Origin of the sequence: Planotetraspora sp. GP83 (genome assembly GCF_041262585.1) — a bacterium.
GTDB lineage: Bacteria > Actinomycetota > Actinomycetes > Streptosporangiales > Streptosporangiaceae > JAOEGB01.
Genome location: NZ_JBGCBZ010000004.1, coordinates 247,763 through 268,219 on the forward strand (window position 1 = coordinate 247,763; position 20,457 = coordinate 268,219).

General features: G+C 67.1%; 32 protein-coding genes and 2 pseudogenes. 16 read left to right on the forward strand and 18 right to left on the reverse strand.

Going from position 1 to position 20,457, the window contains the following annotated elements:
* Window positions 1-73 precede the first annotated feature (73 nt).
* Both recX and recA read right to left on the reverse strand, forming a co-directional pair.
* A complete protein-coding gene (gene recX, locus ABH927_RS07860; RefSeq protein WP_370019445.1) occupies window positions 74-928 on the reverse strand; it encodes a recombination regulator RecX in 855 nt (284 codons plus the stop codon).
* An 8-nt stretch (window positions 929-936) separates the two neighbouring features.
* A complete protein-coding gene (recA, locus tag ABH927_RS07865) occupies window positions 937-2,037 on the reverse strand; it encodes a recombinase RecA (RefSeq protein ID WP_370019447.1) in 1,101 nt (366 codons plus the stop codon).
* Window positions 2,038-2,333: 296 nt separating this feature from the next.
* On the opposite strand from recA, the gene ABH927_RS07870 reads away from it, so the two are divergent.
* A complete protein-coding gene (locus tag ABH927_RS07870; protein ID WP_370019449.1) occupies window positions 2,334-2,609 on the forward strand; it encodes a hypothetical protein in 276 nt (91 codons plus the stop codon).
* Window positions 2,610-2,617: 8 nt separating this feature from the next.
* Window positions 2,618-3,097, forward strand: coding sequence for an NUDIX hydrolase (locus tag ABH927_RS07875; protein ID WP_370019451.1), 480 nt, complete (start codon window positions 2,618-2,620; stop codon window positions 3,095-3,097).
* On the opposite strand, the gene ABH927_RS07880 is transcribed toward ABH927_RS07875, so the two are convergent.
* The 6 genes from ABH927_RS07880 to ABH927_RS07905 all read right to left on the reverse strand — a co-directional run bounded on the left by ABH927_RS07880 (window position 3,048) and on the right by ABH927_RS07905 (window position 6,553).
* Window positions 3,048-4,148, reverse strand: a complete 1,101-nt coding sequence (locus tag ABH927_RS07880) for an ABC transporter permease (protein WP_370019452.1) — start codon at window positions 4,146-4,148, stop codon at window positions 3,048-3,050. The genes ABH927_RS07875 and ABH927_RS07880 overlap by 50 nt on opposite strands.
* On the reverse strand, window positions 4,145-5,017 hold the full coding sequence (locus ABH927_RS07885) for an ABC transporter ATP-binding protein (protein ID WP_370019454.1): 873 nt from the start codon (window positions 5,015-5,017) through the stop codon (window positions 4,145-4,147). The genes ABH927_RS07880 and ABH927_RS07885 overlap by 4 nt, the downstream gene beginning before the upstream one ends.
* Window positions 5,010-5,318, reverse strand: coding sequence for a winged helix-turn-helix domain-containing protein (locus ABH927_RS07890; protein WP_370019456.1), 309 nt, complete (start codon window positions 5,316-5,318; stop codon window positions 5,010-5,012). The genes ABH927_RS07885 and ABH927_RS07890 overlap by 8 nt, the downstream gene beginning before the upstream one ends.
* Window positions 5,315-5,746: a hypothetical protein gene (locus tag ABH927_RS07895; RefSeq protein ID WP_370019458.1), complete on the reverse strand. Its 432-nt coding sequence runs from the start codon at window positions 5,744-5,746 to the stop codon at window positions 5,315-5,317. Before ABH927_RS07895 ends, ABH927_RS07890 begins: the two co-directional genes overlap by 4 nt.
* Before the next feature lie 101 nt (window positions 5,747-5,847).
* Window positions 5,848-6,042: a DUF3046 domain-containing protein gene (locus tag ABH927_RS07900; protein ID WP_370019460.1), complete on the reverse strand. Its 195-nt coding sequence runs from the start codon at window positions 6,040-6,042 to the stop codon at window positions 5,848-5,850.
* A 22-nt stretch (window positions 6,043-6,064) separates the two neighbouring features.
* Window positions 6,065-6,553, reverse strand: a complete 489-nt coding sequence (locus ABH927_RS07905) for a VOC family protein (protein ID WP_370019462.1) — start codon at window positions 6,551-6,553, stop codon at window positions 6,065-6,067.
* 446 nt (window positions 6,554-6,999) lie between these two features.
* Between ABH927_RS07905 and ABH927_RS07910 the strand changes: the two genes are divergently transcribed.
* On the forward strand, window positions 7,000-7,506 hold the full coding sequence (locus ABH927_RS07910) for a hypothetical protein (RefSeq protein ID WP_370019464.1): 507 nt from the start codon (window positions 7,000-7,002) through the stop codon (window positions 7,504-7,506).
* A 112-nt stretch (window positions 7,507-7,618) separates the two neighbouring features.
* A complete protein-coding gene (locus ABH927_RS07915; protein ID WP_370019465.1) occupies window positions 7,619-8,122 on the forward strand; it encodes an MmpS family transport accessory protein in 504 nt (167 codons plus the stop codon).
* Between the two features lie 10 nt (window positions 8,123-8,132).
* On the opposite strand, the gene ABH927_RS07920 is transcribed toward ABH927_RS07915, so the two are convergent.
* Window positions 8,133-8,612 (reverse strand): hypothetical protein, encoded by a 480-nt coding sequence (locus ABH927_RS07920; protein ID WP_370019467.1) that lies wholly within the window; start codon window positions 8,610-8,612, stop codon window positions 8,133-8,135.
* Window positions 8,613-8,633: 21 nt separating this feature from the next.
* The gene (locus ABH927_RS07925; RefSeq protein WP_370019469.1) at window positions 8,634-9,965 is read right to left on the reverse strand and encodes a helix-turn-helix domain-containing protein; all 1,332 of its coding nucleotides are present in this window, start codon (window positions 9,963-9,965) and stop codon (window positions 8,634-8,636) included.
* A 188-nt stretch (window positions 9,966-10,153) separates the two neighbouring features.
* Here ABH927_RS07925 and ABH927_RS07930 point away from each other — a divergent pair, with 188 nt between their 5' ends.
* Window positions 10,154-10,369, forward strand: coding sequence for a hypothetical protein (locus tag ABH927_RS07930; RefSeq protein ID WP_370019471.1), 216 nt, complete (start codon window positions 10,154-10,156; stop codon window positions 10,367-10,369).
* A complete protein-coding gene (locus ABH927_RS07935) occupies window positions 10,366-10,668 on the forward strand; it encodes a hypothetical protein (RefSeq protein WP_370019473.1) in 303 nt (100 codons plus the stop codon). Before ABH927_RS07930 ends, ABH927_RS07935 begins: the two co-directional genes overlap by 4 nt.
* Window positions 10,669-10,679: 11 nt before the next feature.
* Here ABH927_RS07935 and ABH927_RS07940 read toward each other — a convergent pair whose 3' ends face one another.
* Entirely contained in the window at window positions 10,680-10,931 is a 252-nt protein-coding gene (locus tag ABH927_RS07940) for a GntR family transcriptional regulator (protein WP_370019475.1), read from the reverse strand.
* Window positions 10,932-11,083: 152 nt separating this feature from the next.
* Here ABH927_RS07940 and ABH927_RS07945 point away from each other — a divergent pair, with 152 nt between their 5' ends.
* The 6 genes from ABH927_RS07945 (at window position 11,084) to ABH927_RS07970 (ending at window position 14,062) form a co-directional block, all read left to right on the forward strand.
* Entirely contained in the window at window positions 11,084-11,701 is a 618-nt protein-coding gene (locus ABH927_RS07945; RefSeq protein WP_370019477.1) for a hypothetical protein, read from the forward strand.
* A gap of 162 nt (window positions 11,702-11,863) precedes the next feature.
* Window positions 11,864-12,043 (forward strand): transposase, encoded by a 180-nt coding sequence (locus tag ABH927_RS07950; protein ID WP_370019478.1) that lies wholly within the window; start codon window positions 11,864-11,866, stop codon window positions 12,041-12,043.
* Window positions 12,044-12,206: 163 nt separating this feature from the next.
* Window positions 12,207-12,593, forward strand: coding sequence for a helix-turn-helix domain-containing protein (locus ABH927_RS07955; protein WP_370019480.1), 387 nt, complete (start codon window positions 12,207-12,209; stop codon window positions 12,591-12,593).
* 188 nt (window positions 12,594-12,781) lie between these two features.
* Window positions 12,782-13,009 (forward strand): hypothetical protein, encoded by a 228-nt coding sequence (locus ABH927_RS07960; protein WP_370019482.1) that lies wholly within the window; start codon window positions 12,782-12,784, stop codon window positions 13,007-13,009.
* Window positions 13,010-13,220: 211 nt separating this feature from the next.
* Window positions 13,221-13,808 carry a hypothetical protein gene (locus tag ABH927_RS07965; protein WP_370019484.1) on the forward strand — a complete coding sequence of 196 codons (588 nt, stop codon included), beginning with the start codon at window positions 13,221-13,223 and terminating at the stop codon, window positions 13,806-13,808.
* A gap of 17 nt (window positions 13,809-13,825) precedes the next feature.
* Entirely contained in the window at window positions 13,826-14,062 is a 237-nt protein-coding gene (locus ABH927_RS07970; RefSeq protein ID WP_370019486.1) for a hypothetical protein, read from the forward strand.
* A gap of 243 nt (window positions 14,063-14,305) precedes the next feature.
* Here ABH927_RS07970 and ABH927_RS07975 read toward each other — a convergent pair.
* The 4 genes and pseudogenes from ABH927_RS07975 to ABH927_RS07990 form a co-directional block, all read right to left on the reverse strand.
* Window positions 14,306-14,436 (reverse strand): annotated as a pseudogene (locus ABH927_RS07975) (IS630 family transposase); the annotation flags it as partial.
* 91 nt (window positions 14,437-14,527) lie between these two features.
* Window positions 14,528-15,106: a hypothetical protein gene (locus ABH927_RS07980; RefSeq protein ID WP_370019488.1), complete on the reverse strand. Its 579-nt coding sequence runs from the start codon at window positions 15,104-15,106 to the stop codon at window positions 14,528-14,530.
* 3 nt (window positions 15,107-15,109) lie between these two features.
* Window positions 15,110-15,640 (reverse strand): matrixin family metalloprotease, encoded by a 531-nt coding sequence (locus tag ABH927_RS07985; protein ID WP_370019682.1) that lies wholly within the window; start codon window positions 15,638-15,640, stop codon window positions 15,110-15,112.
* 261 nt (window positions 15,641-15,901) lie between these two features.
* Window positions 15,902-16,036: a hypothetical protein gene (locus ABH927_RS07990; RefSeq protein ID WP_370019490.1), complete on the reverse strand. Its 135-nt coding sequence runs from the start codon at window positions 16,034-16,036 to the stop codon at window positions 15,902-15,904.
* An 89-nt stretch (window positions 16,037-16,125) separates the two neighbouring features.
* On the opposite strand from ABH927_RS07990, the gene ABH927_RS07995 reads away from it, so the two are divergent.
* From ABH927_RS07995 to ABH927_RS08005, 3 genes are all read left to right on the forward strand, one after another.
* Entirely contained in the window at window positions 16,126-16,500 is a 375-nt protein-coding gene (locus ABH927_RS07995) for a hypothetical protein (RefSeq protein ID WP_370019492.1), read from the forward strand.
* Between the two features lie 95 nt (window positions 16,501-16,595).
* Window positions 16,596-16,850 carry a hypothetical protein gene (locus ABH927_RS08000; RefSeq protein WP_370019493.1) on the forward strand — a complete coding sequence of 85 codons (255 nt, stop codon included), beginning with the start codon at window positions 16,596-16,598 and terminating at the stop codon, window positions 16,848-16,850.
* 3 nt (window positions 16,851-16,853) lie between these two features.
* Complete coding sequence (locus ABH927_RS08005) at window positions 16,854-17,420, forward strand: phage tail tube protein (protein WP_370019495.1); 567 nt, start codon at window positions 16,854-16,856, stop codon at window positions 17,418-17,420.
* Here ABH927_RS08005 and ABH927_RS08010 read toward each other — a convergent pair.
* Window positions 17,383-17,565: a hypothetical protein gene (locus tag ABH927_RS08010; protein ID WP_370019690.1), complete on the reverse strand. Its 183-nt coding sequence runs from the start codon at window positions 17,563-17,565 to the stop codon at window positions 17,383-17,385. The genes ABH927_RS08005 and ABH927_RS08010 overlap by 38 nt on opposite strands.
* 313 nt (window positions 17,566-17,878) lie before the next feature.
* Between ABH927_RS08010 and ABH927_RS08020 the strand changes: the two genes are divergently transcribed.
* Window positions 17,879-18,634, forward strand: a complete 756-nt coding sequence (locus tag ABH927_RS08020; RefSeq protein WP_370019499.1) for a hypothetical protein — start codon at window positions 17,879-17,881, stop codon at window positions 18,632-18,634.
* A gap of 104 nt (window positions 18,635-18,738) precedes the next feature.
* Here the strand turns inward: ABH927_RS08020 and ABH927_RS08025 are convergent, their stop codons facing one another.
* Window positions 18,739-20,142 (reverse strand): recombinase family protein, encoded by a 1,404-nt coding sequence (locus ABH927_RS08025; protein WP_370019684.1) that lies wholly within the window; start codon window positions 20,140-20,142, stop codon window positions 18,739-18,741.
* Window positions 20,099-20,425, reverse strand: a pseudogene (locus tag ABH927_RS08030) (pyridoxal-dependent decarboxylase); the annotation flags it as partial. The pseudogene ABH927_RS08030 and the gene ABH927_RS08025, both read right to left, overlap by 44 nt.
* Window positions 20,426-20,457: the final 32 nt, after the last annotated feature.

Sequence of the window (20,457 nt, forward strand, 5' to 3'; positions counted from 1 at the left end):
GAGATTAAGCGTCGGAGAGGTAACGAGCAAGCAAAGACGGACTGCCAAGCGACATTTGGCCTGGCATCCTTGCTCATTCGAACTCTTCGGGTAGGTCCTCCGCCTCCACGCCCTCGGCTTCCAGCGCCTCCCTGACCACGCGGAACGCCAGGCCGGGCGAGTATCCCTTCCGGGCGAGCATCCCGACCAGCCGGCGGGTCCGCGCCTTCGGATCCATGCCGCGCGTGGCGGCCAGTTTCCGGGCCACCAGCGTGCGGGCGGTCTCGACCTCCTGATCCGGATCGAGCTGCTCCACCGCGTCCTTGACGGTCTCCTCGTCGACCCCGCGATGTCGCAACTCCTGGGCGAGGGCCCGGCGCGCGAGCCCCCGTCCGTGATGCCGGGAGCTCACCCACGCCGCCGCGAACGCCTCGTCGTCGATGAGCCCGACCTCGGAGAACCGTTCCAGTACGGCTTCCGCCGCCTCCTCGGGCACCTCCCGCTTACGCAGTGCCTCGGCCAACTGGGCCCGCGTCCGCGGGGCCATCGTCAGCAGCCGCAGGCAGATCGCTCTCGCCACCGCCTGCGGATCGGCATCCGGCCCCGGGCTCGCGAGGGAGCCCTCCTCCGGCCCTTCAGGCGACCATCCTGACCGCTTGCCCCGCCCGCGGCTTCGGCTCCCTTCAGAGCTTTCGCGCCGCCGCCGGCCCTTGGCGCGCGACGCCCTCTCGCCCGATCCCTCACTGGCCCGCTCTCCGCCGACTCCGCCCGCGCCACCGGGAAGGCCGTCAGGGCGGCCGCCCTCGCGACGCCGGATCTGCTCACGGAGATCGTCGAGCGCAGCGGAAGGTTCTCGCGCTTTCCGGGAGTCAGGGAGATCCCAGGGGCCGGAGGTCCAGTCCCCCGGCCCGATCTCATCGGACGGGCCCGGGGTGTCGTCGCGCCTCATGGCTGGGATCAGACGTCACCCGGCTTGGGCGCGGCGGCCTTCGCGCCACGCCCGGACGCGGGAGCGGCCGGGGCGGCGGGAGCAGCGGCGGCCGCCTCTGCCGGGGTGTCCAGGCGTGGCCCGACCCCGAGCTTCTCCTTGATCTTCTTCTCGATCTCGTTGGCGATGTCGGGGTTGTTCTTCAGGAAGTTGCGGGCGTTCTCCTTGCCCTGCCCCAACTGCTCGCCCTCGTAGGTGTACCAGGCGCCGGCCTTGCGCACGAACCCGTGCTCGACGCCCATGTCGATGAGGCCGCCCTCGCGGGAGATGCCGAAGCCGTACAGGATGTCGAAGTCGGCCTGCCGGAAGGGCGGGGCCATCTTGTTCTTGACGACCTTCACCCGCGTCCGGTTGCCGACGGGCTCGGTGCCGTCCTTGAGCGTCTCGATCCTCCGGACGTCCAGCCGCACCGACGCGTAGAACTTCAGCGCCTTACCACCCGTGGTGGTTTCGGGCGAGCCGAACATTACACCTATTTTTTCCCTCAATTGGTTGATAAAGATAGCAGTTGTTCGGGTTTGGTTCAGGGCGCCGGCGACCTTGCGGAGAGCCTGGGACATGAGGCGGGCCTGGAGGCCGACGTGGCTGTCGCCCATCTCGCCCTCGATCTCGGCCTTCGGCACCAGCGCCGCCACCGAGTCGATGACGATGACGTCCACCGCGCCGGAGCGGATCAGCATGTCGGCGATTTCGAGGGCCTGCTCACCGGTGTCCGGCTGGGAGACGAGCAGCGCGTCCACGTCGACGCCGAGCTTCTTCGCGTACTCCGGGTCGAGGGCGTGCTCGGCGTCGATGAACGCGGCGATCCCGCCGCCCTTCTGCGCGTTGGCCACGGCGTGCAGCGCCACGGTCGTCTTACCCGAGGACTCCGGACCGTAGACCTCCACGATCCGGCCGCGGGGGAAGCCGCCGATGCCGAGGGCGACGTCGAGAGCGATCGCGCCGGTCGGGATGACCTCGATCGGGGCACGCGCGTCGTCGCCGAGACGCATGACGGAGCCCTTGCCGAACTGCCGCTCGATTTGCGCGAGGGCGGTCTCAAGGGCCTTCTCGCGGTCGTTGATTGCCATTGGGTGCCCCCTGGAAGGGTTGTCGTCTGCTCGGTCACCGGAAAGCTACGGGGTGCCACCGACATTTTCTTGAGCTTCCCGCATTCGCGCCTCAGAAGCTCGCCGCAGTCTGCCGCACCCCGGCGGCGACCCCTTCAATATAGCCGAACGGCTGTTCGATCACCTACCGAACACGCCATCACCCGGGACCCCAACTCCGCCGTTACATTCCCGGGCATTACCTCCCCGTGGTTGTTTGCCTACTGACCTGCGGCGACCCTTAGAGGAAAGCCGGATCTCCTCCCCAAGGCGGCCATGTGACGAGCACCAGCGCGTACGGTCCGCAGCGCCGTACCTTCCTGGAGGCGCTCGCGGGGCAACTCCCCGACCACGGCCTCGTCGGCCGGCTGCTCGGCGGGGACGACCCCATGCTGTGGGTCTGGCATCCCCGGACCGGCAAGCAGACGATCGTCTTCGCCTCGCCCGCGAAGGACGGCTGGCTCTTCCTGTGGTCGCCGGACGGCCAGGAGAACGCCGAGGATCCCGGCCTCGCGGCCGAAACCATCAAGAAGCTCCTCTCCGGCACCGGCTGATGCGCCCGATGAGCGAGCCTCTCGCCGTTGACGAGGCGGCGGGCAACGCGCTGGTGGCGTTCCATCGCGTCTTGGAGGATGTCCGTCTCGACGACGCCCCGCTGCCGTCGTCCTTGGTCGCCCTCTGGTGCGGTGACCGGCTCCTGCTCGTGTTCGACCGGTTCCGCGGGCAGTGGGAGCTGCCCGGCGGCAGGATCGATCCCGGGGAGACACCGCGCGAGGCGGCCGTGCGCGAGTTGCGCGAGGAGACCGGTCACGAGGTGACCGACTCCGGCTTGGCCTTCGCCGGGTATGCCGAGTTCCTTCTCGGCGGGCGCGCCGAGTACAGCGCCATCTACACCGCCCAGGCCGCGCCGCGGGACGGGTTCATCCCGAACGACGAGATCGCCGACCTCACGTGGTGGGACGGCCGCGAATCGCTGCCCGGCAAGGTCCAGATCATCGACGTAACCCTTGGCCGCCTTGCCGCACGACTTCTGTCAGCTTGACGCGGGCGCCGGTGCGGAGGACGGCCCTCTGGTAGATCCGGGCCCCGACCAGCAGCATGACGACCACGGCCACCACCATGAGGGCCGCCGACAGGGCGACCTCCCCGACCGGCACCTCGGCCGCCGCCGTACGCACCGGCATGACCATCGAGGAGAACGGCGGCACCAGCGACAGGATGCGGGCGACCGTGCCCGTGGGCTGGACGGCGGCGAGATACGCCACCAGGTAGGTGAGAGTCATCAGCATCGTCATCGGCGTCAGCACGGTGTTGAGCTCCTCCTGGCGGGAGACCAGCGAGCCGAACGCGGCGGCGAGCGCGGAGAAGAAGGCGTAGCCGAGCACGAACCACAAAACCGCGCCGATCACGATGCCGGCCATGTCCGGCGGGAGATCGGCGGCGAGCCCGGTGGCGGCGGACGCGCCCAGGCCGGCGCCGATGACGACCCCAAGGTTGATCAAGCCCAGCGCGCCCAGGCCGACGATCTTCCCGCCGAGCAGCTCCCACGGCCGTACCGAGGTGAGAAGGATCTCCACGATCCGGTTGCCCTTCTCCTCGACGACGCCCATCGCGACGTACATGGCCGAATAGATGAGCAGGAAGAACAGCACCAGCACCAGCAGTGTCGCGATGCCGGTGCGCACGCCGTTGCCGGTCCCCATGGACTCCACGCGCAGCGGCGTGATCTCGAGGCCGGCCGCCTTGATCCGAGCCTCGCGATGCGCGCTCTCCAGGATCAGCCCGAGTCCCCGGCCGAGCTCGCCGTCGGCCAGGACCTTCTGGTCGTCGATCAGGGCGGCGTCGGCGTCACCGTCGGTCACCGCCTTGCGTGCGGCCGCCTCATCCGGATATTTCGTGAACTTGACCTGGCCGACGGCGGCGGGGACGGCGCCCACCACACCGACCGTGTAAGTGTCGGGGCCGGAGAACCACTTCGGCACGAACGCCGCCGCGACCACCAGCGACGCGCTGATCGCGAGGCTGATGAGGAAACCCTTCGTCCTGATGCGCGTGCGGATCTCCCGCCGCGCGACCAGCAACAGCCCGTTCATGCGACAGCCTCCCTGAAGATCTCCGCGAGCGTGGGCCGCTGCCACCCGAAATGCTCGACCGTTCCAGCCTGTACGGCGGTGCGGAGGATCTCCTGATCGTCCCCGCCCTCGCTGATGAGCACCTGGCGATCGCCTTCGGCCGTGACGCTGCCCGGCAGCCCGTCGGCCCAGCCGGGGGACGCACCCCGGACGATGACCTTTATGCGGCCCTCCCTTTCGCGGAGAGCGGCGACAGACCCGGAGGCCACCATCCACCCGTGCGAGATGATGCCGACCGAGTCGCAGAGCCGTTCGACCAGGTCGAGCTGGTGGCTGGAGAAGATCACCGGCACTCCGGACGCGGCCCTGTCCTTGAGCACGCCGGCCAGCGCGTCCACCGCGAGCGGGTCCAGGCCCGAGAACGGCTCGTCGAGCACCAGGACCGAAGGGGCGTGCACGAGCGCGACCGCGAGCTGGACGCGCTGCTGGTTGCCCAGGGACAGCGCCTCCACCGCGTCGTCGCGCCGCCCGGCCAGCCCGAGCCGCTCGAGCAGTTCGCCGGTGGCCTGGCGGGCGGCGGCCTGGCCGAGCCCGCGTAGCCTGCCGAAGTATTCGACCTGGTCGGCCACCTTCATCTTCTGGTAGAGCCCGCGCTCCTCGGGCATGTAGCCGAACCGGCGGCGGTCCTCGTATGTCAGGGCACGACCGGAATGGCGCACCTCGCCCGAGTCCGCCTGGAGCACCCCCATGATGATCCGCATGGTGGTCGTCTTGCCTGCGCCGTTCGCACCGACGAAGCCGAACATCTCGCCCGGCCGTACGGCGAAGCCCACCCCGTCGAGCGCGGTCGTGTCTCCGTAGCGTTTGCGCAGTTCCTGGATTTCAAGCACGGGGGATCCCTTCAGTGATCCGTCGGAGCACGTCGGTGTAGGCGGTGAACGCGCCCCGTCCGCGGTCGGTCAGCGAGAGCCACGTGCGCGCCCGCTTTCCGACGAAGGTCTTCTCCACGCGGACGTATCCGGCCTCTTCGAGAGTGAGGATGTGCTTGGAGAGCAGGGAGTCGCTGACCTCGATCGTGTCGCGCAGGAAGCGGAAGTCGGCCTTCTCCGCCGCCGCCAGGGCCGCCATGATCGACAGCCGGACCGGCGCGTGGATGACCTCGTCCAGCTCGTGCCGCGGGTGCGTCGTCATCCCTTCCCCAGAATCCGCCACCCGGCGTACATCGGGGGCAGTCCCGCGATCAGGGATATCGCGACGAGAGTGGTGATCCAGCCGGGCGAGGGCCGTTCCGGCATGAGGAACGTGCCGAAGACGAACACCAGAAACGTGGTCACGGCGTATGCCGCCGTCACCGAGCGGCTGGTCCGGTTGAAAAGCCGGTCGTGCACCCGCCTTCGCGTGCAGTAGACACACAACGCGATCGTCAGCGCGACCCAGCCCACGCCCCCGGCGAGCGGCACCAGGCCGCGGCCGAGGAACATGGCGGGCCAGTAGGCCACTGTGGCGACCCCCATGATCAGGAACATCCAGCCGCCGCCGCGCGCGGAATGCCGGACCCGCTGGTCCACCCGGCCGATCTCCTGCAGTGCCTGGTCAGGGGAGAGTTCTTCAGCGTTCATTCGCTTCCTCCTGGCTCATGTATTAAACACGATAACAAGCACTCAACTACCATTCAAGTAGATGAGCGCGAGGAAGGATGACCGCAAGCGGGGAACGGGAGTCAGTGGAGCTTGGCGTCCACGTCGACGACCTGGCAGACGGCGTGCCAGACCTGCTTGGCCGCCACGCCGTCGGCGAGGGCCTGCTCGACCGTCCGCCCGCCCAGACCGGCGATGACGTAGTCCCTGGCCCACGACTCCGCGTATGCCTCGCCGAAATGGCGGTGCATCCGGTTCCAGAAGTCAGTGAGGCGCATGAGTTCCAGTATGGCCGCCCGTTCAGAGCACTCGCGTGCCGTACATCTCGCCGAGAGGGTCGGCGAGCAGTTCGAGGCGCGCGCCGTCCGGATCGCGGAAGTAGATCGAGGTGCCGCTCTCCTCCTGGTACGGCACGCCGGCGGCGTCGAGCTTGCCCCTCAGCCGCTCCCAGGTGGACGGCTCCACCGAGATCGCGATGTGGTGCAGCCCGCCCAGGACCTCCTTGTACGGCCCCAGGTCGAGCCCCGGGAGGTCGAAGAAGGCCAGCAGGTTGCCGTTGCCGATGTCAAAGAAGAAGTGGTTGGAGCCCCGGTAGTCCCGGTTCTCGAAGATCTCCGTGAGAGGGAACTCCAGGAGCTCGTCATAGAAGCGGATCGTGCGCTCGACGTCGGACGAGATCAGCGCGAAGTGGTGCAGACCCCTCGCGCTGCTCGGGCCACGGCGCTCGCTCAGGTAGCGCCCGCGGATGCGCTCGCGCTCCGCCTCGATGGCCGCGTAGTCAATGTCCATGCCTACATGGTCGCAAGGATCTCCTCCACGATGTCGATCGTGGTGTTGGGGTGGAGAAGGCGAACCTGGCCACGGTCTCGCCCTCCCAGCCGGTGGGCGTGACGAAGCCGATCTGCCCCGCGAGCAGGCGCTCCGACCAGCTCAGGTAGTCGTCGCGCGTCCAGCCCCTCCGCCGGAACAGCACGGCCGACAGCGTCGGCTCCCGGAACAGCACGGCCGACAGCGTCGGCTCCCGGATCAGTTCGAGCTTCGCGTTCTCCCTGATCAGGTCCGCGCCGCGCCGGGCGAGGGACAGGGCCTTCTCGATCGCCTCCGTGTACGCGCCGACGCCGTGGACGGCGAGGGAGAACCACAGCGGCAGGCCGCGGGCTCGCCTGGTCAGGTGGTAGGCGTAGTCGGTTGCATTTCGTTAACCATGACTCTCGTACCCACACGAGAGGACCCCGATGTCCACCCCCGCACGATACGACGCCTCTGGTCAGGTTCGCCCTGACTTCCGCACAGGTCAGGTTCAACCTGACCCCGGAACGACGACCAGCGCAGCGGCCGACTCCTCCCCCACGCCGGCCGCTCCGGCTCGCGAGAAGCGCGTCACCGAGCCCGCCGAGCTCGCCGCGAACCTCGCCCGGTTCTTCAACCGGCTGGAAGACCACATGGCCGACGACCCGGCCAACCTCGTGCTCGCCGACGAGCTCACCGCCTACCTGCGCGACTGCAAGCTCCGCGCGATCGCCCGCGCCGCCCGGGCGGCCGACGAGGGCGGCGACTACACCCTCGGCGACATCACCCGGATACTCGGCATCACCAAGCAGTCCGTGCACGAGCTCATGCGCAAGGGCCAGACGCTGCTCGCGGTGCAGCGCGCCCGCCTCGGCGTGGTCGACCTCCGCGAGCGGCGCCGTCGGCGCCTGGACGAGGCCGGTATCGGGGAGCGGCGCGCGGCCAACCACTGACGAAACAGTGGCGTACTGGTGAATTCTGGCCTTTCGTAGCGACTCCGCGGGTCTCTGGAAGCAACATTCGTCCATCGGCCCGACACGCGCCCCCAGCCCCGGAGTCCCCTCGATGGCATACCAGCACGGCCCCCAGGATCCGCGCCAGTGGCAAACCCAGCCGGGCCAGCAGCCCTACGGCCCGCCGCCGGGGTACGGCTACCCGCCACAGCCGCCGAAGAAAACCAACGTCGGGCTCATCCTGGCCATCATCGCCGCAGTCCTCATCCTGCTGTTCGGCGGCTGCGCCATCATCGTCAACGCGTCCGGCCACTCCGGCACCGTCGCGATAACCCACACGGTGGTGTTCGAGGTGGCCGCCACCGGCGGGGCTACCGCCAAGGCGGCAGACCTCACCTACGGGGTCGGCCTCGACACCAAGGAGCAGCGTGGAGTGACGCTGCCGTACGCCCAGTCCGTCAAGGTGCTCGGCGTGGTCCCGCGGCTGAGCTTGCAGGCGCAGGCGTCCGGACTGTCCAGCGGCATCAAGTGCCGGATCACGGTCGACGGGGCGGTCGTCCGCGAAATGACCGCGAACACGATCATCGACCGATGCGATCTGCAGGTCGAGCCGTAAGGTCAGGGCATCAAGCCTCGCGGCATGCCCCATCAGGCCACACCACCGTGATGGGCAACCCGCGCCGTCGCGCCTCGGCCACCACATCGGCGGTCCCTGACCGGCCCCCTGGCTGCCCATCCCACACCGCGACCAGCTTGTCGACGCTACCCAACACGGCTTCGTTGGCCGACTCGTACGCATCGCGATTGGCGTAAGGGTGGTTCATCACCCGCACCTGTGAGGCCCGGGCGATGAGCGCGTCGAACTGGTCAGCATGATCTGGCTTGACCTTCGCCTCCCGGTAGTCCTGCGACGGAAGGACGACCTCCAGGGCGCCACCGACCGAGAGAACCGCCTCGGCGAACACCGAATCCGCGCCCCGAGCGATGCACGACACACCCACGAGTTGCTCGTCCACCTGCTCACGCAGGAGATCGCACAGGGCGTCGAACACAAGCCGCTGCGTGTCGTTGGTGATGTTCGTGTGGCCCGTGACGCCGATACGCATAATGTCCCTCTCGAATCGGGCTCAGTTTGCCGTGGCTGACTGCAGCCGCGCCCGGAGATCAGCGACTCCCGCCGCCGGCCGTTCGGCCAGAGCCTGATCCAGATGACGCAGCTGAGCTCGCACACGGTCGGATGTAACCCGCCCGGCCGCGGCCGCCGCAGCGCCCCCCGCGATCACGGCGGCGTCGACGTCGCCCCGGATCATGTGAGCATGTGCCAGCCCGGTGTAGTCCAGAGCGAGACTTCGACCGGCAGAGCGGGCCCGCAGGTCGATCGCACGCTGGATGTAGGTCACGGCCTCGTCGGCGAACCGGACGTCGTTCCGGGCCAGGTCGAGGTACCGGCCGCCGGTGACTCCCGCCAGTTCGGCTTCGTCGAAAGAACCGCCCTCGTCGTCACTGGCCCCGGTGAGCGCCTCTTCGGCGGTTCCGGTAGCGCGCCGGAACGCCTCGACGCGGCCAAGGCCGGCGTAGGCCCATGCCTCGCGGGTGTGGAGCATGGCGCGCAGGCGCCCAGCCCCCTTGGTGCGGGTGCCGTCGAGGGCAAGCCGGACGAGTTCGAGAGCGTCGCCGGGCCGATCGAGGTACAGCAGTTGCCGCGCCATCGAGGCGAGAATGCCGGCTCCGAAGCGCCGGTCCTTCGTCGGTTGCGCAGCTTGGAGACCCAGAACGTAGTAATGCTGAGCCACCCCCTGCAGGCCGGAGTCCCACGACATATTCGCCGCGATCTTCGCCAGCCTGGCCATCACGCCGAACACACGCAGCGCAATAGGCCCGGGCAGACCATCTTTCAGTAGTTCGGAGACTTCGGCGAGCTGGCCGATGACCGCTTTACGGGCCAGGCCGCCGCCGTAAGAGTGCTCCCACGTGCGGAACACGTCGACCGCAGTCTCAAGCTGGGCGACCTCCTCCATGCCGATGCGACCCGCGCTCGGCGAGTCAGGCACCATGCCCGCCGCTACCGACAGCCAGCGCTGCACAGGGTCGATCAGGGGGAGGCCGGCGGTGACGGTGAGGGCTTTGACCGCTTGACGCCGATCGAGGGTGAGGTCGCGCATAGTCGTCTCGTATATCGCGGCGGACGTTGCGTTGGGATCCCACACCCACGGCAGGGCCGAGTCCGCCTCGTTGCCTGCGCTGTTGTCCGGGAGCGTGTGGCGTGGGAGGAGAGCGACAAGGCTGCCGCCCGCGTCCAACGCGGCGTCGATCCGCTCGGCGGCCGACCGCGAGGGGGGCTTTCGGCCGTTGACGATCTTCGACAGGTACCCGACATCGTAATTGATCTGTTTCGCGAGCCCGCGCAGGGACTGGCCGCGCTCATCCATGAGCGCGCGCATCCGCTCGCCAAAGGTCATGACCCGTCCTGGGGGATTAGCCGGCGTTGACCTGTTGACCATGTTGACGAGCCGAAACGGGCAACAGGTCAACATCTCCCACCGTAACCGCTCGGTTGCTTCCATGGCACCCGAAGGCTTCAACGGCCCCGGCCGGTGCGCGAACACCGGTGCTCCGGGGCCTTGATCAGGAATTGAGGTCCTGACCCGTGAAACACGATAGAGCCATCCCACCCCCGATGACGATCCCCGGCTGGCGGATCCTGACGAGCGACGCCGGGCGACTGTGGGCCACCCGAGAGCGGCCGTTCACCACGCCGCAGATGAAGGCGGGTGCTGAACGCACGGTCGACGGCGACGACGTGGACGAGCTCGTAGCCGCGGTTGCCGCCCAAGAGGCTCGCGCCGAGGCGGTGTCGCGATGAGCCGTTCCGGAGGCCGCCACCGCGACGGCGTCAAGCCGCCCGAGTACCGCCGCCGGTTCTGGGACTGCCAGGCACGCGGCATGGCCCGCTGGCTCGACCAGCGGTCGCAGGGCTGGACGGTCATGTACGGCGCGGGTAGCCGGCGGTTCTACGCGATGGCCGCCTGGCCGGTTCCTGAGCCCCTGATCGTGGAGGCCCGTACGGCGGCCGAGCTGGAGGCGCTGATGTACGAGCAGGAGATGGCGATGGTCGCCCGGCGTGAAGTCATCACGCCCTCGCGCGAGGGGGCACAGCGCTGATGATCCGGCAACTACTCACGACGTCCGGCCGCGTCCGGGGAGAGGTAGGTTCCCCGTTGCGGCAGCGTGTAGACCAGCCCTTCCTCGCGGAGGACCTCGATCGCGTGCCGTACGGTCGCCCGGGCCACGCCGTGTTGCTGCACCAGCTGGGATTCCGACGGCAGGACCTGCCGCGGCTGGTAGACGCCGCGACTGATTTCCTCGCGGAGGATCGCGGCGAGTTGCAGGTAGATCGGCGTCGGGTCGTGGTGATCAACGGTCACGCGGGTGAACGTATGGCACCAGCTAGACGCCCCCGACATCATCTACGTTTTGGACGTCCTAGACGTATGGAACGTCTAGAACATCGAATTGCCCCTGAGCCGGCGCGGCGGCGTGACCGCTTCCCAGGCGTTCGCCGCCGCGCCACCACATCATGAGCGTCGCCCCTCCCTGGCGGCCGGGAACACAGACCGCCGAGCGCTGCGACCAGGCCGTCCGGCTGCTCCTCGCCGGCCAGTCCATGGTCAGGGTCAGGAATCGACTGCGCCTCGATGACGCCGACGAGCGTCTGGTGGTGGAGCATCTCCGAACTGTGGCGGGCACCACTGCCGCGCGACGTCGGGAGGCCCTGGCCCGACTGCTCAGAGCGGAGCCCATCGAGCGGGTGAAGGGTGAGCTGAAGCTCGACCGCGCTGACGTGCGCGCCGTCTCCGACGAGTTGACGGCCACCCATCCGGTGCTCGCCGCGATCGTCCTCGACCCACCCGAGAACGACGACTACTGTCCCGGCGCGACTCATCCGGGCCCGCCCCTGTCCGGCAGGGTGGAGCTGCGCTGGTTCGAGTGCGATCCCGGCTCCGGGCGGGTGGTGGAGTTCACCTGTGCCTGCGTGATGACGCACTACGAGCTGTTGTCGTACGGCGGCGTCTACCGGATCTGCCGCCATACCGCGCCCCGGACTGATGTGCCGCCGATCTCGTACACCAGTGGGTCGCGTCGCCCGGAGGTCTATCAGTGGTGGGCGCGCCTGCTCGCCGGACAGGCCCGTTAGACCGCCCCGCCTGCCGGCGATCTGGCCGTCAATCGGCAGGCGGGGCGCCCTGCCAGCTCAGCCCTCGCGGGCTGGCAGGGCTCCAGACCGGCCCCGAGGTTGACGGCGCGCACCTCGGGGCCGTTTGTCGTCGCTTGACCTGCGGGTTTCTATCATGCGGCCATGCCCAGGTGGATCGGCGTGGACGGGTGGGAGGTCGAGCCGATCGTGCTAAACGGCCGCCAGCTCTTGCGCGTCCGCCATCTCGGCTATCACATCGCCTATTGCCGGAGCGTCGGGAAGGTCGCGCGGCATGTCGATCTAGCGGACCTCGTCGAGGTCGTGCAGCTGCCCACGCAATAGCCGTACGTCTTGGCGTCCCAGGGCCTCGACCGCCCGGTACGGCTCCCGCCCGCGTGTGAACCTGAGGATCCCCCGGCCTGTCGGAAGGGGTAGGCCCGGGGGGCGCATGCACAACGGCCTCTCGCCTGTGGATGTGGTATCAGCAATATGCTAATATGCGCATATGAGCGCTAAGACACTAGGCCAGCTGATCGCCGTCCGCCGCAAGGAGCGCGGTATCACGCAGACGCAACTCGCCGACAAGTTGGGCATCAATCAGTCGCGCATATCGCAGTACGAGAACGGCGAAAAGGTGCCGCACCAGTACATGGAGCACCTCGCCCAGATCCTGGATATCCGGCCCGAGGATTTCGTGGCCCACATTGCGGAGCTGTTCACAGCGACCGAGGCAGCCATTCTGCGGGATCCATTCCTCAGCCGTAAGGAACAGGATGCCCTGCTGAGCGCCTATGGCCATCTGACGGGGCGCACTTCTTTCGAGAGAGCGTCCTCGTACCGCAGCCTCGGCGAGCACTGGGAAGAGTCCAGGACCAAGAAGGAAACAGAGTGAAAGACGCCCCCGCCCTCCGAAAAGGGCGGGGGCCTTATGGTGATCCCCATGGCCGAAGCCGCGCCAGCGGCGCACTCGATCGGGGTAATCGAAGTCCGCGACCAGGCTGCAGGCCCCCAGGACGACGGCACGACCGCTCCTCATGCGATCATTGCCGTACCCTCGCCCCTTACTGAAGGACGTGCCCCATGGAAGACCAGGACCTCATACGCCGCGTGGCCGACCTTGAGGCCCAGGGATTCAAAAACCGAGCTATCGGTCACACGCTGGGCAGTGCCGGCATGCAGGAGAAGCCGGAGTGGATCATCGACTGGGAGGACGGCAAGCCTTCAATCGCTCTCTCACCCTCATCCGCACGCGCCACCGCGACGTTTATCAGTGGCCAAGCAAGGCGCCATGCCATCGAAGGATCGTGAAAGATGAGGTATCCAGGCTTCTCACAACAACTGACAGGTGACAATGAGAAGGGACGCGCAGTGAGACGGGATGTGGCCGAGACCTTGGCCGTGATCGAAGAAGTGATCAGGGACCGCGAAGCTCGCACCGACGGCGAGGAGTGGACTCTTCCATCTGCCCCGGTGCGCCTTTGCCCTCTCTGACCCATCCGGAAAGCCGAAGGGGACAATCATGGGCCGTCGCCTCCTGAACTGGACGACATCGTGGATCACGCTCCACCTGATAGCGGTCGCCATACTGCCGAAGACGCTATTAGCCGAGCAGAACTCATTCGACCCGCAGGCTTTCAGACCACACGAGCCGCCTGGCAACTTACTGCCACACGAAAAGAATTACATTGACGGTGCGAACGTACTGATCAAGTGGGTGATCCGGAAGGCCAGGAACCGACAGATCGGATTTATGCTCCTGGCATCAAGTTCCGGAGTAGCCGCTCTAGCAGTCACGTCGGCTTTGGCCCTGCAAGCACCGACTTGGGTACCCGCCGTGCTTGCATCCATCGCAGCCTTCGGACAGTTCTTACAGGCACTCACTCGTTTCCGCGAACAGGCCCTTGTCGGCCATCGCGAAGCGGTAGCTCTCCAGAAGTGCCTGAGGATCTTTCTCACCGATGCTGGCGAACTTAGCGAATGGGAGTTGCGGCGCCGATTTAAAGAATTCCGCGACGAATTTGAGCAGATCAAGCAAGAGCACGGTGACCAGATCTTCTCGATCAGAGGTCAGGAGCCGCCTGCGATCCCTAGCGCCCCGCGAGCATGACTGGGAAGGACCAACCCATGACCCGCAACGACATCCCGCACGGCCAGGCCCGCGTGCTCCTCACCTTCGGAGACCAGGCCGAGCTCGTCACCGCGCTCTACACCGCGGACGCCCCGCTGCGCGTGCCCGCGGCGCGGATCGCCGAGCAAGCCGGGCTGCCCGTGAACGAGCTGCCCGGCCGCCGCTTCACCGTCGCCAGCCTCACCCGAGACGACGCGGACGGCTTCACGCTGCTCGACGACCCCCGCGCCTGATCAGGCGAGCAGACCGCGTGGTGGCCATGCGGCGCGAGGTCGTGTCGGTCACGCAGTCGGCGTAGGCGTCCGGCCACCGCTCAGCCAGCCGCCGCAAATCGGCCTTCGCGCGAGACGACCTGTGTCAGCCGTGCCTTATCGCGAGAGCGAGGGTGAGCGGGGGCGAGACGCACTTCACCGGATGGGAACACATCCCAGGCAGGGCGCTCGCGGTGGCCAGCTGCGATGGTATCTTCATCAGCGGCCACCAGCCGAGGCTAGCAGCATCATCGCCCGCCGATACCGCACCGAGCCGGTGCTGCCCCGCCGCACGATCTCCTGCAGCTTCTGCCCTCCTGATCGGTCAGCCTGCGGACCCTGACCGGTTCTGCCACCGTGCCTCCTCGCGCCGATCGGACATGTCCTGCACATCCAACCGGCGCGGACGGCTACGCGCGAACCCGGTGATCATTTCCGGTCACAGCACTAGTCTCGATTTGGCGTGTATTCGAGATGTTTCTTCCATGCATCTGGAAGTTGGTTCTTAACCGCCGTCTGCCAGCGGTCGCGGAGGCTTGCGTTCCCCTCGACAGACCCATCCATAAAGGGAATGTCCCCATACGCCGGAACAACCCAGTGTCTGCCCTGACGACCCCGCGACACGAATAGGTACTCATGGTCGGGTGCCAGGAGGGCATCACCTTCCATGAGTGTTAGCGTGTTCGCATCCTCAAGGTAACCACCCTGCTGGACAACCGTAATTGCACCCGTGAGGTTTCCCTTGATATTGGATGTCACCTCAACAGACCATAGGGTGATCGGAAACTTACTGGAAGTACTGATGGCTTCTTGACCCGCCTTGGCCACTACCTTACCCGTGAACACATTGTCCGCCCAACCAGCAAGGACGCGATCATCACCCACGTCAAAGGCATGCCGAGGGTCGGCGTAGGTTACCAAGAAAGCGGGATCGCGATGAAGGAGCTGCATCACCAGAACTCCCACGATTGCACCGACGAACAGCGATGCCACGCTCAGCGTGATTGCAATTCGATTCGTGATCATCAGTTACACCAGAGATAGTTGTAGTCGGAGATTTTCTTGGCTGACCGGCGTATTGGTTGCGAATCCACTGGCTGCCATGAGTTGGCCGCTGTAACTATGCGCGAGACCCAACGCATGTCCGAACTCATGGGCCGCTACTAACTCGCTTGTCGAACTCACTGTACGGATCCATGTAGTACCGATTGAAATGATCTCGTCCGTCGAGATCGCGTGGTGACGGTATTCACCGTCCCAGCTCACCGCACTGTTTGTCTCGTCAGCCCAGAGGACATCCGCGCTCGTGAAAGGGCCGTCTTGAGCAATCGCGACGCAGCCACGATCCCAGACTGTATGCGCGTGAGCCATGGTTGCGTTGTAAACGGTATTGTCCCTGCCAGAGATTTCGCCACAGTCGACAGAACTGTAACCCAGAAGGTAGTGGGTGGCCGCGTAGGCAGCGGTTGTCACTCCCATGCATGATAGTAGTGTTGCAATACACACAACGAGGAGTGCTTTGGGTCTGGCTAATCGTTCGATTCGAATACAACTGATCATCAGTAGATTTCGCACGGTTTTGTCAAGAAAAATTCTTCGTAAACAAACAGCAAACCGAGCGTGCCATACGCGGGGTCTCGAAAGTTAAGCGGGTTATGTTCTCGCTTGATCACGCTTAGTGATCTCTTGCTGATCGCCTCTGTGACAGCGGGCCGAGCGGCTCGAACAACGCCCGCGTTGACCTTGCACGATTTCGGGCCGCATAATTCGCGGTAGAAGTATGTCAAAACCCGGTCTCGTGCCGGGTTTCGCGTATCTGGGTCAGTCCCACACGCCGATCACGCGCCATCCCTCGTGCCGGCGCACGAGCTCCAGGACCAGACCCTCGCGGGCCCTCGGCGCGCCCAGGAGCTCCTCGGCGACCCCGACCCGCTGGTCGGCTGACCGGGCCGCCATCGCCGGTTCGGGGTCAGGTTGAACCTGACCAGGGCTGTGGTCAGGTTCAACCTGACCCCCAATCCACGAACCGAATGCCGGAGGGCTGTGTGACCCCATCGAGGGCTCCTGACGTCATCGACGCACTCGTGAGCCTGTTCAACGCCGCCCCGATCCTGGCCGGGAAGGTCCTCGACGGGCCGACAGTCACGGCCAAACAGATGCGGGAGCTCGTGGTCGTCGGCTGGGACGGCGTCGACGACAGCGAAGGCCAGGCGGTGGACGCCACCCAGGACTGGGCGGGCCTGGGCGCGGGAGCCAAGGACGAGGTCCTCACGGTCACTTGCGCGGCGATCGCTGCCCGTGGTGACACCGACATCAAGGCCGCCCGCGACACCTGTTACCGGGTGCTGCTCGCCGCGGTGGAGAACCAGCTGCGGGCCAACAAGAGCCTCGGGTTGCCGCGCCGACCGTGGCCGCGCTAAACGTCGGCAACTGCTTCCAGAACCAGACCGACAAGGGCGCCGAGGTCCGCGTCGTCTTCAGCGTCGGCGTCAAGACCCGCATCTAGGAGGAGCACGTGGCGAGGCTGAAGCACATCTCCGGCGACGACCTGTACCTAGGCCGGACGGACGGGCCCATGGTGGCCGCGGGCGACGTCCTGCGGGTCGACGGCGACCTGATCGCCGAGCTCGCCGACGCCTACGTGATCGGGACCGCCGATGACGTGCTCGTCGATCCCGAGACCGGCCAGCCCGGGTTCGGTGGCGGGGCGAGGGCCTGGCCCAAGGCCACGTGGGAGCTGATCGCCGACGCCAAGCAGAAGAAGGAGTAGCCGATGTCCACCGGATCAGGTCTTGATGCGCAGTTCGGGTTCGCCCAGGAGACGACCGTGGGCACCCCGGTCACCGTGACGAAGTTCCTGGAGTTCGCGAAGGAAGGGATCAAGTTCGACCCCGGGTTCCTGGAGCCCACGACGCTGCGGGCCGGGCGCGTGTTCAAGCGGAACTCCCGGGTGACGCAGACCCGCAAGAGCGTGTCGGGTGACATCGAGCTGCCGGTCTCCTCCCGGGGGATGGGTGTGCTGTGGAAGCACGCCATCGGCAGCACCGCGACCCCGCTGCAGATCTCCACCACGACCGCGTACCGGCAGACGCACATCCCGATCGGCAAGTTCGGGCTTGGCCTGACGGTGCAGGTCGGCCGGCCGGAGCCGGGGACGGGCACGGTCCGGCCGTTCACCTTCACTGGCATCAAGGTCAGCGAGTGGGAGTTCAGCATCAGCGACGGCGACGTCGGGATGCTCAAGCTCAGCGCGGACGGGTGGGATGAGTCGACGGCGACAGCGCTGGCGCCGCCTCCTACACCTAGGCGAACCTGTTCAGCTTCGCCTCGACGACGCTGAAGCTGGGCGGCACCGCCTCGACCACGAGCGGCGTGATGTCCGTCACGGGCGGCACGGCGGTGGCGACGGTCGTCAAGGACATGTCGATCAAGATGTCGACGCCGCTCGCGACCGACCGGTACGGCATCGGCAACAACGGGATCAAGCGCGAGCAGCTGGAGAACAACATCCCCACTCTGACTGGGAAGTTCTCCGCCGAGTTCGCCAAGACGGAGCTGTACGACCCGTTCAAAAGCGGGCAGCTCGATCGCGATCGAGCTGGTCCTGGCCGGCGCGGCGATCGGCGCGTCCGGGTTCAACGACACCCTGTCGTTCATCCTCCCGGCGGCCAAGATCAAGACCGCGACGCCCACCGTGGACGGTCCCGACGTCGTCGCCATGGACGTCGAGTTCGAGGCCTACGACGACGAGGTCAACGCCCCAATTCAGGTCATGGTCATCAGCGCTGACACGACGCTGTGACCATCGACGTCCGAGTCACCGGCGCCCACCAGCTTTACGAGCTCAACCGGCGTCTCAAGGAGGCCGGCGAGCGGAAGCTGGTGACCGAGCTCCGCAAGGGCATCCGGACCGGGACCAAGCCCGCGGTGGCCGCCGCCAAAAGGGCCGTGCTGACGATCCCGGTCACGAACTCCCGCAGAGGCGGCCGGTCCGCCCGCCAGGCCCACGCCTACGCGCGGTCCAAGGTCAAGGACGAAGAGCGGCGCCGCGAGAAGGCCCGGCGCGGCGCCGGGCTCCGACGGACGATCGCGGGCGCAATCCGCACACAGATCCGGACCGGACCGAAGACGGCGGCCGTCCGGATCGACGTCGACCTGCGAAAGCTGCCGCCTGACCAGCGGAGCCTGCCCGCACATCTGGACTCCGCGGACGGCTGGTATCACACCCGACCTTCGACCACGACCCGTGGACGCACCAGCGCGCCCGTCGTCATCGGCCTGCCCTGCAGCGGCACGGGGGAACCCAACCCGCTCACCGAGGCCCGCGCCTGGCGGACCCACGTCGAGATCCACCGCCAGGTCCGCACCGAGCCGGCCGTCCCTGGCGCGACGGGTCTGCGCGTCGCCGGCCTCCCCTACCAGGTGTGGCAGACCGGCAGCCTGGTTGTGGTCGTTGTCAACGCGGCCCTGCCCCACCACTACGCCCGGGTCGCCCTCCGTGCCGCACTCGCGGCGATCCGCCCGCCCGATGGCATAGGCCGCTCCACGGGCTAGCGCCCGCTCCTCCGGCAACCACCGATGCTCAACGTACTCACGAACTGGCGGCCGACGGCCGGCGCCCGTAGGCGAGATTCCGATGTGGCTGAAGGCGGACCGGATCACGGTCCGCTTCTGCCCATCTCAAGCGCCTGCCATTCCATCCAGACTTCTTCGGGGTCAGTACGGATCAGGGAGACCAACAGCGGATTGACCACGGCCTGGCGAATCTTCGCCTCGCTCGCCTCGATTTTCGGGAGAAGGCGCTGCTCCAGCTTCGCCAGGCGGTGGACCGTCATTTCCCCCGTCTCTACGAGCTCTTCGCCTTCTTCGAGTTCGGTCTTCCATCGGGCTATCTGCGCGCGCTCTTCCGCAAGTCGGCTGTCGTCGCGCTTCACGGCGAAGAACTCTGCGGCGTCGGGGGCGGCCAGCGCTGCGATCAGGAGGCCCTCGATGTAGTCGTCGATCGGATCTTTCCGCAGGCCGAAATGGCCGCTCGCCTCGCATACGTACCGGAAGTGTCCCCTGGGATGTCTGCCTGCCCAGGTGGGCCCTGTGCACACGCGGCACCGGGCCAGGCCGGAGAGGAGGTGCTTGACCGCGCTATCGCGCTGCGTCCGCCGAGCCGGATCTCGCAGGATCGCCCCGGCCGCGTGGAACGCGTCCTCGTTGGTCTCGAACAGGGTCGGCCAGATCGCGCCCCCGATCACCTCGCCGCGGTGGACCCGCTTGCCGACGTATGCGGGGTTGGTGGCGATGGTCCGAATCGTGGCCCGAGTCCACTGTCCTCCGGTCGGCGACGGGACGCCGCGGTCGTTCAAGGACCGCGTCAGCGTGAGGACGCCCGTGGCCTTGGCTATCGAGGTGACGATCTCCCGCACGATGTCGGCCTGAGCCTCGTCGATCTCGACCCGCTCAAGATGGCCGCGCTCGTCGTAGACCCGGCGGTAGCCGTACAGGGGTGTCCTATGGGGCCGCCCGTCGAGGGCGTTGAATCGCAGCGTGCGCTGCACCCGTTCGGAGATGGCCTCGGCGTCGTCCTCGTCGCGGATCGCGTCGTAGGCCGTGGCTTGGCGATCTTCACGGTTGGACAGGTCATACACGCGGCCGTTGATGCACCACAGGACGCCGGCCTTCCAGCACGCGTCCCTCAGCCGCACGTACACCGCGAGGTCACGCTGGAGGCGGGACGACTCCCACGCCACGACGATGTTTCCCCGACGGGCCTCGATATCGGCGATGAGCCGCTCGAACTCCTCCCGCTCCTTCGTGGCGAAGCGGCTCGCTGACCGGTCGTCGTCGACGTACCGATCGACGATGATGGCGCGCTCGCGGTCGCACCAGGCTTCCTCTTCGGCGAGCTGCTCGGCGATGGACCGGCCGGCGCGCAGTCGCTTGCCGCGGTAGCTGGATTTGCGGGCGTACAGCAGGGCGAGAAGGTCCCGGGGAAGGCCGTACCCATCAGTATGGACTGAGATGTGGCTAAGGACTAGACAGCTCGGTGGGATTCCAGTCCTCCCCCTCACCGGTGTGCAGGACGTCGAGGTAGGACGCGTCCTGCGTGTGCACCGCCTTGGCGAGGCGCGGGTTCCGGTACAGCAGGGCCGCGCAGTCGAAGGGCGCGAACAGCCACTTGTGCGGGTCGACGACGAAGGAGTCCGCGTGCTCGACGCCGTCGTACAGCCCCCGCACCGAAGGGGCGAACAACCCGGCTCCGCCGTACGCGCCGTCCACGTGGAACCACAGGTCGCGCTCCCGGGCGACCTCGGCGACGCCGGCCAGGTCGTCGATGATGCCCGCGTTCGTGGTGCCGCACGTCGGGCGATCACGCCGCCCGCCTC